This is a genomic window from Geobacillus sp. C56-T2, assembly GCF_007829715.1.
GTDB classification, from domain to species: domain Bacteria; phylum Bacillota; class Bacilli; order Bacillales; family Anoxybacillaceae; genus Geobacillus; species Geobacillus icigianus.
In genome coordinates, this window is sequence record NZ_VJWB01000001.1 from 2,703,522 (window position 1) to 2,718,421 (window position 14,900).

The following is a 14,900-nucleotide window of genomic DNA, read 5'->3' on the forward strand; positions in this document are numbered from 1 at the left end:
CCTTCGACAGCGCCAATCGCGTTTTTGAAGCAAACGAATCTGGAGTCGCGTTCGCTTAGTTTCTTTTGGCTGCGCGCCAAGCAAACGAACGAGCCGCGTTTGACCGACCGTTTGGACCAAGCGGATCCCACGGCCCGCGAGTCTAGCAGCGTCAACCTCGCAGCAGCGAATGAACGTCCGTATACGGCATGTTGTGCGCCGCCGCCACCGCTTCATACACGATGTGCCCGTCAAGCGTGTTGATCCCTTTTACCAGCGCCGGATTGTCGAGGCAAGCGGCGCGGTAGCCTTTGTTGGCGATTTGCAAAGCGTAAGGAATCGTGACGTTCGTGAGCGCGAACGTCGACGTGCGCGGGACGGCGCCCGGCATGTTCGCCACCGCGTAATGAACGACGCCGTGCTTGACATAGGTCGGATCGTCGTGCGTCGTGACGCGGTCGGTCGTTTCAAAAATGCCGCCTTGGTCAATGGCGACGTCGACCAACACCGAGCCTGGCGTCATCGAGCGCACCATTTCTTCTGTGACGAGCTTCGGCGCTTTCGCCCCTGGGATGAGAACAGCGCCGACAACCAAATCCGACTCGCGCACACATTCAGCGATATGGTACGGGTTGGACATGAGCGTCGTCACTTGATCGCCGAACAAATCGTCGAGTTCGCGCAGCCGTTCGGCGTTAATATCTAAGATCGTCACGTCCGCGCCAAGGCCGACCGCGATTTTCGCCGCGTTCGTCCCCGCCGTTCCGCCGCCGATGATCGTCACTTTGCCGCGCCGCACTCCAGGTACTCCGCCAAGCAAAACGCCTTTCCCGCCGTGCGGCTTCTCGAGAAACTGGGCCCCGACTTGCACCGACATGCGGCCCGCCACCTCGCTCATCGGCGTCAACAGCGGCAGCGAGCCGTTGGCAAGCTGCACCGTCTCATAGGCGATGCCGACCACCTTTTGCTCGACGAGCGCTTTCGTCAGCGCTTCGGCCGCCGCCAAATGCAAGTACGTAAACAAAATGAGCCCCGGCCGGAAATAACGAAACTCTTCGGCAAGCGGCTCCTTCACCTTCAACACCATCTCCGCCGCCCAGGCGTCCTCGGCGTTTGGCACAATCACCGCCCCGGCTTTTTCATACTCGGAATCGGAAAATCCCGACCCTGCGCCGGCTTCTGTCTCCACATACACGTCATGCCCGGCTTTGACGAGCGTCATCACGCCAGCCGGAGTGATGGCGACGCGATTTTCATTGTTTTTGATTTCTTTTGGAACGCCGATCTTCATCGCTTTTTTCCTCCTTTTTCCTTCCCGCTTCTCCTTTTATTGTGCCCTGTTTCGCGCGAAAGCAAACGAAAAAGGAGGCGCTGTTCTCACCGGAAAAAGTGGCGGTAAATGACGTTCGCCCCGCCGGTGATGTCAATGACGGCGCCGGTGATGAAATCAGAATCGTCCTCGCACAAAAAGGCGATGACGCGGGCGATGTCTTCGCCGGTGCCCGGGCGCCCAATGGGCGTTTCGGCATCGCGCTTGTTACGGGCAGCGGCGATCCCGGCTTCTTTCATCTCACCGACGATGTTGCCTGGACAGACCATATTGGCGGTGATGCCGTATTCCGCCTCTTCGAGAGCGATCGTTTTCGTCAGCGACACCAATCCAACTTTCGCCGCGCCGAACGCCGAGCGGTGCACCCACCCCGGCGCATCCGCCGCTCCTTGAAACCCATAGGTGATGATGCGGCCAAACCGCTGCTGGCGCATGATCGGAATCGCCCGTCTTACCAAGTGGAAGACCGCGCTCAAATTGCCTTCTATCATTTCATACCATTCGTCTTCTGTATAATCGGCCAATTTTTTTCGTTCGAAAATGTATGGTCCCGCGTTGTTAATCAAACAGTCAATGCGGCCGAACCGCTCCATGGCGGCGTCAACGAGCGCTGCCAAATCGTCTTTGTTTGTCACATCGCCGCGCACAAACTGGAGGCGGTCAGCGGCGCTGCGGTACTTCTCGGCCAGGGAGCGCACCGCCTGTTCATCGCTCCGGTAGTTCACCGTCACCGAATACCCTTTATCAAGGAGCAGCTCTGTCACTTTTCTCCCCAGCCCTTTCGCTCCGGCCGTAATCAAGGCGTGCCGCACCGTTTCTCCTCCTTTTCGCCATTCTCTTTCTTCCATTTTACTTTATAAACAGGAGCGAATACAAAAAAAGAACCATAGCTCGCTGGCGCTATGGCTATTCGCCGACCTCCCGGCGCGGATCGTAATACGATTCGTTATCGTCAATCATGCCGCTTTCATATGATTCCGTGATTTGTTCGGTGATCGTCCGCACTTCTTCCTCATCATACAGCCAATCGTTATTCCGCTTTTCCATGTCGTTTTCCTCCCTTGTTCACCAATCGTTCTATATGGCGTAGTTTATCGCCGGCATCGGGCGGGTATACGATTTATAGAAATAACATTTTTATCCAAAGGGAGGGAAGAACCGTGACGATGACGTATCGCACGATTGTCGTCGCCGTTGACGGCTCAAAAGAAGCGGAGTGGGCGTTAAAAAAAGCGATTCAAATCGCCAAGCGCAATGGGGCGAAGCTCATTTTGTCCCATGTGATCGATGTGCGAGATTTCAACGCCATGGGCGCCCCCGATTACACCCTCGCCGAGCGATCGGAACAATACGCGGTCAAACTGCTTGAACGATACAAACAGGCGGCCGTCGCCGCGGGGCTCAACGATGTCGAAACGGACATCGAGTTCGGTTCGCCGAAGGTAAAAATCGCCAAGGACGTCGCCCCGAAATACAAAGCCGACCTCATCATTTGCGGTGCGACCGGGTTGAACGCGGTCGAGCGGTTCTTAATCGGCAGCGTGTCGGAAAACATCGTCCGTCATGCCAAATGCGATGTGCTGGTCGTCAGAACCCCGAAAGAGTGACGTTCGCTAGAAAGATGCAAAAAATGGTTGTTTCTCTTGAGCAATGGGGGAGCGTACGAAAGGCGATCTTGGTGCGGCAGAGCTTTTCGATTTGAGAAACGAGGTCGGTAAGCGGCCTGCTCCCTTAAATCACTAGCCTTCGAGAAGGGTGGGAAAAACAGCGGTTTCCTTTGATCGATGAATAAATGTGGGCAATGTGGCAACGTTTTTCTATTTGAGAAACGATGCCGGGAAGCGGTATGCACGATGTAACGGGGATGTCCCGAACGGACCGGGACACCCTCTCTCATCGCTATGATAAACAACAGCCGCTTCCCTGCCACACGATAGGTCGTATCTTTCTTGAAGGGAGAGCACCTTTTCGGTCAGCCCCCTTGCCTCATCGCTATATAAGTACCCAGCTGTTTCTCTGTCACACGATAATTGTGTCTTTCTTAAGGGGAGAGCACCTTTTCGGTCAGCCTCCCAATCGTTCTTTCGCTTTTTCAAGCGCGGCAAGCACTTCCGCGAACCCGGTGCCGCCGGCGCTGTTGCGGCGATTGACGGCCGTGCGCGGGTTCAAGGCGTCATAAATGTCTTCCTCAAACAGCGGCGACGCTTCTTGATACACGTCAAGCGGCAAATCGGTCAAAAAGACGCCTTGTTCGATGCAGCGCAAGACGAGCTTGCCGACAATTTCATGCGCTTCACGGAACGGCACGCCTTTGGCGGCCAAGTAATCGGCGAGCTCGGTCGCGTTCGAAAAGTCTTGTTTCGTCGCCCGCTCCATCACATCCGCGCGCACGTTCATCGTTTCAATCATGCCGGTGAAAATTTTCAGCGACCCGATGACCGTCTTCACCGTATCAAACATGCCTTCTTTATCCTCTTGCATATCTTTGTTGTAAGCGAGCGGCAGCCCTTTCATCACCGTCAACAAGGCCATTAAGTGGCCGTACACGCGGCCCGTTTTGCCGCGGATGAGCTCGGCCATGTCCGGGTTTTTCTTTTGCGGCATGATGCTGCTGCCGGTCGCAAACGCGTCATCGAGCTCAATGAACTGGAACTCCTGGCTTGACCAAAGAATAAGCTCCTCAGCGAGCCGCGACAAGTGCATCATGAGCATCGAACTGTTGCTTAAAAATTCGATGATGAAATCGCGGTCGCTCACGGCGTCCAAGCTGTTTTCGTAACTATCGGCAAAGCCCAAAAGCTCCGCCGTCCGCTGCCGGTCGATCGGAAACGTCGTGCCGGCGAGCGCCCCGGCGCCAAGCGGCGACTTGTTGATGCGCTTTTGCGACTCAGAAAATCGCTCATAATCGCGCTCCAACATCCAAACATACGCCAGCAGATGATGGGCGAACGAAATCGGCTGCGCCCGCTGCAAATGCGTATACCCCGGCATGATCGTTTCGACATGCTTCTCGGCTTGAGACACAAGCGCCCGCTGCAGTCCGCGGATGAGGCCGAGAATCTCTTCGACGCGCTTGCGCAAATATAGATGCATATCGGTCGCCACTTGGTCGTTCCGGCTCCGTCCGGTGTGCAGCTTGCCGCCCACTGGACCGATGTCGTCAATCAACATTTTTTCAATGTTTAAATGAATGTCTTCATACGCGACGGAAAACTCGAGCTCTCCCCGCTTCGCTTTTTCGAGCAGGCGCAAAAGCCCGCCTTTAATTTTTTCGACGTCATCCGCCGGCAAAATGCCGCACTCGCCGAGCATCGTCACATGGGCGAGGCTCCCTTCAATGTCTTCCTCGACGAGCTCTTGGTCGAACGGGATCGACGCACCAAACTCATCGACCCATTCTTCCGCTGTTTTCGTAAACCGTCCACCCCAAAGCTTTTTCACGCCTCACGCCGCAGAGGAATGCGACTTCCTCCTTCCTTTTCTCTCCATTTTTATTGGCCGGTCGACACCGACGCTTTGTTTTGTTTGTTCACGATGCTGTTGACTTTGGTCGGCAAGCCGTACAGCGAAATGAAGCCGACCGCCGCTTGATGGTCAAATTCATCTTCCGACGTGTACGTCGCCAATTTCTCATCGTAGAGCGAGAACGGCGATTTGCGCCCTTCAACGATCGCATGGCCTTTAAACAGCTTCACGCGCACGACGCCGGTGACGTTTTTCTGTGTTTCTTTCAAAAACGCAACCAACGCGTCTTTAAGCGGCGAGAACCAAAGGCCGTTGTAAATGACTTCAGCGATTTTTTGCTCGATGAGCGGTTTGAAATGGGCAACTTCCCGCACAAGCGTCAAGTCTTCCAGCTCTTTATGCGCTTTAATGAGCGTGATCGCCCCCGGACATTCGTACACTTCGCGCGACTTAATGCCGACAAGGCGATTCTCAACATGGTCGATGCGGCCGACGCCGTGCTTGCCGGCGAGCGCATTCAGTTCCAAAATCAATTGCGCAAGCGGGTACGCGTTCCCGTTTAACGTCACCGGCACGCCTTGTTCAAAGCCGATCTCGATGACATCCGGCACATCCGGCGCGTCCTCAAGCGAAGCCGTCAGCTCGTACGCCTCTTCCGGCGGCGCAGCCCACGGATCTTCCAAAATGCCGCATTCGTTGCTGCGGCCCCATAAGTTTTGGTCGATCGAAAACGGGCTGTCCAGATCAACCGGGATCGGAATGCCGTGTTTTTTCGCGTATTCGATTTCTTCCTCGCGCGACCAGCTCCATTCGCGCACGGGGGCGATGACGTCCAAATCCGGATTGAGCGCTTTGATCGACACTTCAAAGCGCACTTGGTCGTTCCCTTTCCCCGTGCAGCCATGGGCGACCGCCACGGCGCCTTCCAGCTCGGCGATTTCGACGAGTTTTTTCGCGATGAGCGGACGCGACAGCGCCGAGACGAGCGGATATTTCCCTTCATACAGCGCATTCGCCTGCAAAGCGATGAGCGCATAGTCGTTGGCAAACTCGTCTTTGACGTCGATGACGTACGATTTGATCGCGCCGACTTTGAGCGCTTTTTCTTTCACGAAATCAAGATCTTTTCCTTCCCCAAGGTCCAGGCAGCAGGCGATCACATCATACCCGCGCTCCTGCAGCCACTTGATCGCCACCGATGTATCTAAACCGCCAGAGTATGCCAGCACCAATTTCGGATTTGCCATGGTCGTTCTCCTCTCCTGTCACATAAATATACTTAAATATAAATAAATATTCAAATCCGATACATTAATCACTTTATCAGCTTTCGGCTCATTTTTCAATACGTATTCATGAAAAAGCATAAAAATTCCACCACACTCTATGGAGACGTTTCGTATAATAGAGGAAAAGGAGGACATGAGAATGAGCGGCATCTTCATCGAAGACAAACGGCTCGGCATCCGCGTGCCGCAGTTGGACAAACATTGGGACGACTACAGCGCCGAGGAACAGGAGGCGATTTTGCTCGAGTGGGAAGCGATCCGCGGCTTGATCCCCGACCGCATCGCCGCGTTGGAGCGGGAAATCAATGAAAAGCAAGACGCGCTTGGCGAAGAAACGGATTTTGCGCGCTCGTGCCAGCTCAACGCCGACATCGCCGAACTCGCTTCGATGGTCAACGATTTGTGGATTTGGTACCGCACCGTGCCATCCGTTTCATCGCTCACCGAGAAACCCATGACACACCATCACGAATGAGTGCTAATGCCGTTCGATGTTCTTTTAGCGATGGCAGACAAGCTGCTTTTCACGATGCGAGCGGAACTGGAAGAGAAGGAAACAGATGTGGCGGATTCCGCTGCGATGACATTTCCTTGATGACTCCCTCTACGCCGTTCCGCGGCAAAATCCAACGCTTCATCCTTCGCAATCAAGAAAGGGAAAAACAGAAAAACGCCTGATCAAACTTCGTGTCCGTTCTCACCCGAACGGACACGTGTTTCCTCACCGGTCTTTCCGAATCTCTCTTATAACATGCCCGAGCTCCGGCAAAATGAGCTTCGTCATCGCCAGGCGCACCGCTCCGGTGGAGCCGGGGGTGCAAAAGATGGCGGTGTCCATCGCCACGCCGGCGACGGCGCGCGACAGCATGGCGGCGGCGCCGATGTCTTCGGTGTAGCTGAGGAAGCGGAACAGCTCGCCAAAGCCGACGAGTTCTTTCTCAAGCAGCGCGCTCACCGTTTCGATCGTCACATCGCGCTTGGCGATGCCGGTGCCGCCGTTGGTGAGCACCGCGTCGACATCAAGGCGGCGGCAGCCGTCGAGCACCGCCGCGCGAATGGCCGCTTCCTCGTCTTTTACAATTTCATAGCCCACAACGTCATGACCGGCCTCAGTCAGCAGCTCGATCATCAGCCGGCCGCTCCGGTCGGTTTCCTCAGTTCGCGTGTCGCTGACGGTGATGACTTTGCAGCGGACGGTTTTCGGGGCTTCTTGTTTATGTTCGGTCGTGCTCATCCGTTCGCAATCCCCTTTCCTTTCTTTGCCTCTATCGTACACAACGGAGATACGATTGACAAACCATTTGTATTATAATAGACAGAATTGTTATAATATTATTAATAAAGAACGTTTTAATAAAAGGGCACTCCACAACCATTTCTCTTATCGCCAAAATGATTGAACCCGTTTTTCTCTCCAGACACGGACCTATTCGACCAACAAGCCCTGTTTTGTCCGAAACGATGGATAGACAAGAAAGAGCGATTTCATCTTTCAAACCAAAAACAAGGCAAAACCTATCCGAAACCAGTGGTAGCGTCAAAAGTTCTATGAAAACTCCACACAGACCATCCCATTGAGCATCGTGGGGCATGCAGAGAGCCGGATTCGCCCTTGACCAACACCCGCCAAAGGTGGGAAAGAGTCGTCAAGGGCGACGGGGACAAAAAAGAAGGCAATAGGAAAGCCGCCCTTGCTTTTACCGAATTTTACCTTTGGCGGTGTTCGGTTGGTCAAGGGTTCGCTTCGCCGAATCCGGCAGGAGTTCTGTTCAACGGGCTCTGGAGGACAAAAAAGTTAGGCTGCCTCGTTTTGAAGGAAGTCCTGAGCCATGGTGATGAGCTTCGTCCACCGGGCTGGCATATGCGGCAGCTCGGCGAGCTCCGGGATGACGACCGGTACCCGGCCTTCGAGCGCGCTATGCGGGCGCAGAAAGTTGAAATACGCCACAAACAGCGTCACAAAGGACACCGAGCCTTCCTCGGCGCCAAACCCATGGGTCGGGCGGTAGTTGCCTTTAAAGGTCCGGTTGAATCGCTCGATGATCTGCTTGAGAGGGCGAAACTCTTCCGAGACCGGATCTTCGTTGGTCAGGCCGATCACCTGGCGGACGTCAAACGAAATCCCGTGCTGGGCAAAGAAGTGTTGCGCCAACCGGTAAATCGGGTTGCCATCCACGACGAACGACAAGTCGTCTGGAAGGGACGGCAGCTTCCTGAGGACATCATTGATCGCCTTGATGGCCGAGAGCGTGTCCCGGTTGGGCGAGACGCGATAGGACAGCACGATCTTTTTCACGGCGTCGAACATAAAGAATAGGTAATGCCAACGGCCCTTCACACGAATATATGTCTCGTCCCCACAGAACGAACCGGACAGCTCATACGGGAATCGGTCGACAAAGGGCTTGATCCAAAGCGCGACGCTGTTGGCGTAGTTGAGCACCGTCTGATGAGAGATCGAGACGCCATGGATGTCCTTCAGGGCGGCGGCGGTTTCCCTCGAGGACATCCCAAAGTTGACGTAGTACGTCAACACGAGCCCCAACACGTGCGGCGACGCAGCCAGCCGGGACAAATCGACCTTCGGCTTGATGAGCGACGAGGAAGCCAACGGGAGAAAGTCAAACAAGAACTCCCGAAACAAATACCGCACCTTGAAGGCTTGAGGATTCTGTTGAAACTGTTGGCGCTCTTTCTTCGTCATCCGGCGAAGGTTGGCCTGGTAAAACGGGCAATCGTTGTTCTTGCACTTATAGACGTTGTATTCCTTGCGTTCCTTGATTTTTTCCAACGTCTTTTTGCAGTGCGGACAACGAAAGACCGCTTGCTTGGTGAACCGATTTCGGTGGTTGAACCGGCATTGGCACACTTTGCATTGGTATTGCCCTTTTCCGCCGTTATTGGCGTACAGGTAAGAAGAGGGAGCCTGGCAGCGAGGGCAGGTCAACGAATCCGGAACACGGTGTTTCGCCTTCGCGCGGCGCTGGATGGGCCGTAAAGGACGTCTGTGCTGGGCTTCATAGTCTGCCAACAGCTTCCGGTAATCAAGGGTTTCCGGCACATCGATGATCGGAAGGTCATCGACCTGAAGTTTCCGGTACGGCTTTTGGATGGGTTCGTCCCAGTCCTCGAGATGCAAGGATTTTCCCAATATCACACCCATCAAATACACAATGATTTGATATTGGGTCTTGATGATTTCGAGCAAATAGGCTAATAATTGAGGTAACAAGCTTGTCACTCCTTTGTTTTGGCTGTTGGGTGTCGTTACCTCAATGATGGCCGAAAACAATGGGGGTGGCAAGCTTTTTTTCTTCCAACCGTTGAAACTCAAGGGAAAACCGTGAGTGTGGAGGATAAACTTTTGACAATACCAAACCAGTTAAGGAGGGGAACCGAATGAACTTGCGCCTTTCAAACCGATTGGATGCCATTTTGAAAGAAGGGTGGAATACGCTCGAACATCACCGCGAGAGCATTCTTTCAGCCTGGCTAGACAAATGCGAGGAACTGGAGGACAAGCAGCACGCCGCCGCCCACCCCTTGCGACTTGCCATTGAGGCGTTCTCTTCACAATGGGGCCATCCGATAAGTGATATCGCCGAATGGCTAGCGACGTTTCGCCGCGAATGGGAAAAACGAAACGGGAAGCTGTCGCCCAACCAGTCGACCGTCATTTTATCGATGATGGAAAACGCGGCTCACGAAGCCATTCAGTCGGGGGACGTTATGGACTTTCGCGTTCATCAAGCCATTCAGTACGTTTTTTTGAAACTTCATGAGTCCGTTACCGCTCCTGATTGTGCGGAGTTCGATTTAGAGCAGTTTCTTGAGCAAACCGTTTCATCCAAGCAGCTGCCGATCACATGGATTGCCCAACTGGCCAGAACAGCCGACGGCGGCTTCATTGTCGCCAAATGGTATGGAAGCGTGGCTGATGCCCTTATCGACAACACGGTGTGCGGAGAGACGATTTTCGCCTTATGTGAACGCATTCTTTGCCACATGGATGTCAGCGAAACGCGATTGATCCCACTCCCATGGGGAGACGATCTTTTGCTTGTTTGTACCGAAGGGGAAGATCGGTTCGTCATTCCATTTCTGCTTCACGCTCTCGAACAGTTTCATGCTGCTCAAAAGGTTTCCATCCGTACGAAAGAGCAACAGCTTTGGAAAGACGCGGTGTTGTTGTTTGACCAATGGATCATGCGAGCCAAAACGCTGCATCAAGCCATTGAATACATTTCAACCGGGTTTGTCGCCTACTTGCCATTTGAACGATGTGCGCTGTTCGCCTATTCCAGCATTCATGAAAGCGGATTCGGACTGTACGGCTATCAGCTTGATAATCATGAAATCAAAAGCATTCATGAACACATTGATCATCTTCCTTTCATTAAACAATACATTCAACGACTACAGCTGCTCGGTCGCCAAATGACAAACGTACCACCGATTTACGTCCGCCATGCGGAACAAGGATTGCCGATGAAATACGTTCAGCAGTTTCAACTTGAGTCAATCGTCATTGCCCCGATGTATGCCCCCTCGGAAAATCGGCTCATCGGTGCTGCCATTTTGGATTGTGGTCCGAAGACCGCTTTTCAATTGTCCAATGGCCTCTACACAGCGGTAATGAAATTCGGCCAAAGCGCGGGGGAAATTTTAGCTAAATGTAGCGGCGGCCGCCCAGAGCTTGTGCAACCGACCCCGCACTTATCGCCGCGAGAAATCGAAGTATTGAAACTGGTCGCCGAAGGGGCGTCGACCTATGAAGCGGCGAAACGGCTTCATTTGAGCGAGTATACGGTGCGCGACTACGTGTCGGCGATTTTGCAAAAAATGAACGCCAAAAACCGGACGGAAGCCATCGTCAAGGCCATCCGCGACGGAATCATTTAAGGCAACGGCGGCACCTTAGACGCGGGACGAACTCCCTACGGCCCCGTTTCGATCCGTCTTCAAGACAGGGGCAATCCCCATCGTACATTCAAACGGATATGGCCTATATGATGAAACAAGGTGTCCCGCTCCTTCCGGGACACCTTCTTCTTCTATGGAGTCACTTCACCATCTGTTTTCGGCGAAGAAAGCGGTACGTCGGAACGCCCAGCTGCGCGCTCCTCCCCGGTGGCCGGTTTCCGTTTCACCCATTCCTCAACCGCATTGAGTCGCTTCTCGAACTCGGTCACCGTTTGGCTCCAAGCGGCCAGGGCTTTTCTCTCTTTGTCGAGCTGCTGTTTCATGTCGTCGAGCGATGAGCGCAAAGCCGAAAGAATGTTCATCGCGTTCGATTGTTCCCCAAGCCGCAGTCGCTTTGCGACGTATGAAGCGGCTTTTTCCCATAACCCATCTTGTTCATTCCATTTTCCTACGTCTTCACTAAGAGCAGCGCTTTGCTGTTCGAGCATTTGTTTCCACTCTTGAAAGCGCATCACCACCGCTTCATATTGTCTTTGTTCTTCACTCCCGGCTCTCTGCTCTCCCGCCATAGCTTGTTCAAGCGATTGGAGGGAAGCGGAAACGGCGGTTTGTTTTTCTTCCATCGCCGTCCATTCGTCCGCCCTCGACTCAACCCGCTTCCTAAGCGTAGGGATATCCGTCTGCAGCGTCTTTACCATGTAGGCAGCGCTGTCGGTTCCTTGCTTTTGCTCATCAAGCTGCCAAATGAGCCGTTCGGCTTCTTGGGCGAGATCCGTTTGTTCGAGTGCGCTTCGCTCCGCTTGCATCATCGAGGCGCCGGAAAACGAGGCTGACAGCGACATATCAGGAAGGGCGAGGCGCGAAGCCGTCATTTTCGTCGCCACCAATGTGACGTCTTTCAAACATTGCTTAATCGGGAAGCCGTCGAAGCAAAGACCGCCAAACTTTAATTTCGTTACATCCAGTTTCATCCAATTGGCTTGCGCCGTTCCTTTCGACTGAATGGACAATCGAATCGTTCCTTGCGGCGTGTCGATGGCCCGTTCCATAGACAATCCGCTGATGTCGGTTTGGATGAAAGCAATGGGAAGTTTGCCGACGATCACTTTCGGCGACCCAAGAACAATGCCACCTAAGTCCAAGAGGCCCACCACTTTATCGGCATGAATGACAAATCCCTGTTCTTCACTGACGGCGAGCGAACGCGCCCCGCCAAGCGGTAGGCAGAGAAAAAGTGCCAAAGCGAGAAGCGCGGTTTTCCACCATTTGCTTGCCTTCATTTGCATCCTCCCTTTTATCCTGTCATTGTTGATGAGCGATTGGAAAGAGGGGAAACGGGAGGAGGATAGTCGCTGTCCGTCTCCCCCGCTTGCTGTCCGTTCCATGCCACCACCAATGCACCGCCCACCAGACCGATGACGCCTCCGATGATCAGGCCGCCGGCCGCACCGACAAACGAAAGGATGGAAGCAAGGATGAGAAAACTGCCGAATGCTACATGGCTTTGCGGCTTGATGATGCTTAAAATCGCCAAAACCACCATTACTAAGCCCGTGACCAATCCGGCCCACATCAGCCCACTTCCAGGAAGCAGAAGCATGGGGAACACACTGATGCCTACCATCAAGACAAACCCTGCCCCTATCATCGCCAACACCGATCCTAAAACAGGGCGATGGCGGTTGACAGCAAGCAAATACCCGACAGCACACGGCAATATCCAACCGAAGGCATAGGATAACAGAGGACCGACGAAGCGAGCGGCGGTGCGGACAGACAAAAAGCCGTAATGGACAAGGGAAGCGACGATGATAGCCACGATTCCACCGACCACGACTCCCCGTACCGGGCGGCGGGCAGACGTCCATGCTTGCCGCCAAGTCTCAGCGTTTCTCTTTTTCCAAGCAACGCCAATGACAACCCCAAGCAACACAAAGGCGAGAATGACCGTCGTCTGCACCACCATTGGAATGGAGCGCACCCATGTTTGCCACGGTACCGCCCGCTCGGCGGCAAAAAAGGCGTTCAACGCGCAAAATGTGGCTAGGGATCCTCCAAAAAACAACCACACGTAATGAAACCGTGTGCGAATGTATCGTCCTTGCCTTTCTTGTTTCTCGATGATGTCTTGGGCAAAAAAAGCGGCAAGCACACTGCTAGCTATCCCTCCCGCCGCAGCGCCGACCGTTCCAAGCGACACCCATTGGCTCCCACCTACAAGCATCCCCGGCAACAAAGCGGCCGCTCCGTATTTCACGCGGACGATCGCCGTTGGGCGGTTCGAAAAAAACGGGATAAGCAAGGAGAGAGCGACTGCTAGCAGCAGTCCCCCCAACAGCGCTCCGTTTCCTCCACCGCCAACGACGATTCCGCCGATAAACGCGCCCGTCAGTGCTCCGATGGTCGTCATTTGCCCGATTTCAACTAGCTTCCTCATCATCCCATCTTGCCTCCTTTACCTCTTTTTCGTTCTTTTTGGCTAATCATTAGCCTAAAAGGCTGGCAATTGAAGAGGCCGATTACCTCGCGCCACCGCTTCTCGGGATCGTTTCTCAAGTGAAAAAAACTGGCTGCATTATCCTTTATGTTCAGGCGCCGATCAAGGCAACCAGCGGTTTTTCACCAACCTTTTCAGGAGCAAGCCGCTTCCCCCCTCGTTTCTCCAATAGAAAAGCTCTAAGGCATCGCCTTTCACACTCTTCCCATTTCTCCAGCGAAACAACCGGTTTTCACCAGTCTTCGACACGCGCCGCCGTTTGTTTCTTGACCAAGAACGATCGCTCTGTTTTACACCGGCTGATCATCTATAAACGCGCCACTGTTCGTCGCTTGGCTCCCTCTTCCTCTCCCCTTTATTTGCCAAAAGCGATGAAGAGAAAAAAATTTTCCAGAATAAAAAAACCGGCGCACAGTCGTTAAGCATAAATGCGTGATCACACAGGAAACAAGATGACAACTCGAACTTCTCATTTATTTTGGGAGGAATAGGGGATGGACAACTCGCGTCCCAATGATGATCAGACCGAATTAAAAGTCGCCGATCCGGCTCCCATCTTTCATGTTAGCGATCACTTTCAGCTTCATGTTCGGGATGGTGATCGAACCTGCCGACATGTAATGCGTATTCAAGCTCGGTTTATCAAGCGTTAAGTTCGGCGCGCTTAAGTCGATGACGTTGAGCGGGTTGTCGGTTTTATGCTCTTGCGTCTCCAAACCGGCAAATGACGTGCTATCCGCTTGAATGCCAGTGACGCGCAGTTTCAAATTTTGTCCGCTTACATTGCCGCCGGTGACAACGACATCGATGCTTTTAATGCCGTAAGCGCCGAGAGCTGACTCGGTGTTAATGTTTTTCGCCAGCACCAAATTGGTGATATTCGCTGACGCCAAGTCAATGGCTGCTTGCCCCCAAGCCCCTCTTTGTTCCGTTTCACCGATGGCAGGATACAGTTTAAATCCGGTTCCTGTAATTTTATCGGCGCTGATCGTAAATCCCCCGACACCTGATAGCGGAAACGCGGCAAACGCCGTACCTGACAAAAGCAACATAGCCACTAGAGCGATGACCGCGAGAAATCCCGCTCCGCCCGCAATCGCAAATCGTTTTGGATTGACCGCAAACAAGTTCCCCATTTTTCATGCCCCCTCGTTTTCTCCCATGAAATGATCATTTTCCCCCTATTCCCCCCAAAATAAATACCTTGTTTCCTAACAAAACCAACTATGTTTGATCACAAAAGCCTTTCTCTCCCCCTGCTGTCGGTTCCCATTATTGAATGTGGCGTTCTCACGCCCGTTCCATTCCTTGCTCTCTTGTTGCTTTCTGGCTTCCTCCAAAAGGAAGCGGTCGAAAGCGATTTTTTCTTCTGCCAAGACGCGGGCGGGCGAAACCCGCCCGTCTGCTCGGAATTAAG

At 53.5% G+C, this 14,900-nt stretch carries 14 protein-coding genes; 4 read left to right on the plus strand and 10 right to left on the minus strand.

The window, feature by feature from the left end; all coding sequences use genetic code 11:
- Positions 1 to 151: 151 nt before the first annotated feature.
- The 3 genes from ald to GC56T2_RS17855 form a co-directional block, all read right to left on the minus strand.
- The gene (ald, locus tag GC56T2_RS13475) at positions 152 to 1,270 is read right to left on the minus strand and encodes an alanine dehydrogenase (protein WP_144975879.1); all 1,119 of its coding nucleotides are present in this window, start codon (positions 1,268 to 1,270) and stop codon (positions 152 to 154) included.
- Between the two features lie 86 nt (positions 1,271 to 1,356).
- Positions 1,357 to 2,121, minus strand: a complete 765-nt coding sequence (locus GC56T2_RS13480; RefSeq protein ID WP_144975882.1) for an SDR family oxidoreductase — start codon at positions 2,119 to 2,121, stop codon at positions 1,357 to 1,359.
- 94 nt (positions 2,122 to 2,215) lie between these two features.
- Positions 2,216 to 2,356: a hypothetical protein gene (locus GC56T2_RS17855; RefSeq protein ID WP_165570922.1), complete on the minus strand. Its 141-nt coding sequence runs from the start codon at positions 2,354 to 2,356 to the stop codon at positions 2,216 to 2,218.
- Positions 2,357 to 2,469: 113 nt separating this feature from the next.
- On the opposite strand from GC56T2_RS17855, the gene GC56T2_RS13485 reads away from it, so the two are divergent.
- Entirely contained in the window at positions 2,470 to 2,916 is a 447-nt protein-coding gene (locus GC56T2_RS13485) for a universal stress protein (protein ID WP_144975884.1), read from the plus strand.
- Between the two features lie 457 nt (positions 2,917 to 3,373).
- Here the strand turns inward: GC56T2_RS13485 and argH are convergent, their stop codons facing one another.
- Entirely contained in the window at positions 3,374 to 4,750 is a 1,377-nt protein-coding gene (gene argH / locus GC56T2_RS13490) for an argininosuccinate lyase (RefSeq protein WP_144975886.1), read from the minus strand.
- A 50-nt stretch (positions 4,751 to 4,800) separates the two neighbouring features.
- Positions 4,801 to 6,021, minus strand: coding sequence for an argininosuccinate synthase (locus GC56T2_RS13495; RefSeq protein ID WP_033844322.1), 1,221 nt, complete (start codon positions 6,019 to 6,021; stop codon positions 4,801 to 4,803).
- Between the two features lie 181 nt (positions 6,022 to 6,202).
- Between GC56T2_RS13495 and GC56T2_RS13500 the strand changes: the two genes are divergently transcribed.
- Entirely contained in the window at positions 6,203 to 6,538 is a 336-nt protein-coding gene (locus GC56T2_RS13500; RefSeq protein ID WP_144975888.1) for a hypothetical protein, read from the plus strand.
- Between the two features lie 246 nt (positions 6,539 to 6,784).
- Here GC56T2_RS13500 and GC56T2_RS13505 read toward each other — a convergent pair whose 3' ends face one another.
- Entirely contained in the window at positions 6,785 to 7,297 is a 513-nt protein-coding gene (locus GC56T2_RS13505; protein ID WP_061912414.1) for a MogA/MoaB family molybdenum cofactor biosynthesis protein, read from the minus strand.
- 561 nt (positions 7,298 to 7,858) lie between these two features.
- Positions 7,859 to 9,295, minus strand: coding sequence for a DDE-type integrase/transposase/recombinase (locus GC56T2_RS13510; protein WP_144974183.1), 1,437 nt, complete (start codon positions 9,293 to 9,295; stop codon positions 7,859 to 7,861).
- Between the two features lie 167 nt (positions 9,296 to 9,462).
- Between GC56T2_RS13510 and GC56T2_RS13515 the strand changes: the two genes are divergently transcribed.
- Entirely contained in the window at positions 9,463 to 10,965 is a 1,503-nt protein-coding gene (locus GC56T2_RS13515) for a response regulator transcription factor (protein ID WP_144975891.1), read from the plus strand.
- 152 nt (positions 10,966 to 11,117) lie between these two features.
- On the opposite strand, the gene GC56T2_RS13520 is transcribed toward GC56T2_RS13515, so the two are convergent.
- Together GC56T2_RS13520 and GC56T2_RS13525 are read right to left on the minus strand one after the other, a co-directional pair.
- Positions 11,118 to 12,266 (minus strand): hypothetical protein, encoded by a 1,149-nt coding sequence (locus tag GC56T2_RS13520; RefSeq protein ID WP_144975893.1) that lies wholly within the window; start codon positions 12,264 to 12,266, stop codon positions 11,118 to 11,120.
- Positions 12,267 to 12,280: 14 nt separating this feature from the next.
- The gene (locus GC56T2_RS13525; RefSeq protein WP_255516091.1) at positions 12,281 to 13,426 is read right to left on the minus strand and encodes a DUF6114 domain-containing protein; all 1,146 of its coding nucleotides are present in this window, start codon (positions 13,424 to 13,426) and stop codon (positions 12,281 to 12,283) included.
- 116 nt (positions 13,427 to 13,542) lie between these two features.
- On the opposite strand from GC56T2_RS13525, the gene GC56T2_RS13530 reads away from it, so the two are divergent.
- On the plus strand, positions 13,543 to 13,905 hold the full coding sequence (locus GC56T2_RS13530; RefSeq protein WP_144975895.1) for a hypothetical protein: 363 nt from the start codon (positions 13,543 to 13,545) through the stop codon (positions 13,903 to 13,905).
- Between the two features lie 108 nt (positions 13,906 to 14,013).
- Here GC56T2_RS13530 and GC56T2_RS13535 read toward each other — a convergent pair whose 3' ends face one another.
- On the minus strand, positions 14,014 to 14,619 hold the full coding sequence (locus tag GC56T2_RS13535; RefSeq protein WP_033023471.1) for a DUF6230 family protein: 606 nt from the start codon (positions 14,617 to 14,619) through the stop codon (positions 14,014 to 14,016).
- Between the last annotated feature and the right edge of the window lie 281 nt (positions 14,620 to 14,900).

Bases quoted from the DNA above. Each gene is read 5' to 3' on its own strand.
- GC56T2_RS17855 (WP_165570922.1), bottom strand. From the start codon at position 2,356: ATGGAAAAGCGGAATAACGATTGGCTGTATGATGAGGAAGAAGTGCGG.
- GC56T2_RS13520 (WP_144975893.1), bottom strand. From the start codon at position 12,266: ATGAAGGCAAGCAAATGGTGGAAAACCGCGCTTCTCGCTTTGGCACTT.
- GC56T2_RS13525 (WP_255516091.1), bottom strand. From the start codon at position 13,426: ATGATGAGGAAGCTAGTTGAAATCGGGCAAATGACGACCATCGGAGCA.
- ald (WP_144975879.1), bottom strand. From the start codon at position 1,270: ATGAAGATCGGCGTTCCAAAAGAAATCAAAAACAATGAAAATCGCGTC.
- GC56T2_RS13500 (WP_144975888.1), top strand. From the start codon at position 6,203: ATGAGCGGCATCTTCATCGAAGACAAACGGCTCGGCATCCGCGTGCCG.
- GC56T2_RS13495 (WP_033844322.1), bottom strand. From the start codon at position 6,021: ATGGCAAATCCGAAATTGGTGCTGGCATACTCTGGCGGTTTAGATACA.
- GC56T2_RS13505 (WP_061912414.1), bottom strand. From the start codon at position 7,297: ATGAGCACGACCGAACATAAACAAGAAGCCCCGAAAACCGTCCGCTGC.
- GC56T2_RS13515 (WP_144975891.1), top strand. From the start codon at position 9,463: ATGAACTTGCGCCTTTCAAACCGATTGGATGCCATTTTGAAAGAAGGG.
- GC56T2_RS13535 (WP_033023471.1), bottom strand. From the start codon at position 14,619: ATGGGGAACTTGTTTGCGGTCAATCCAAAACGATTTGCGATTGCGGGC.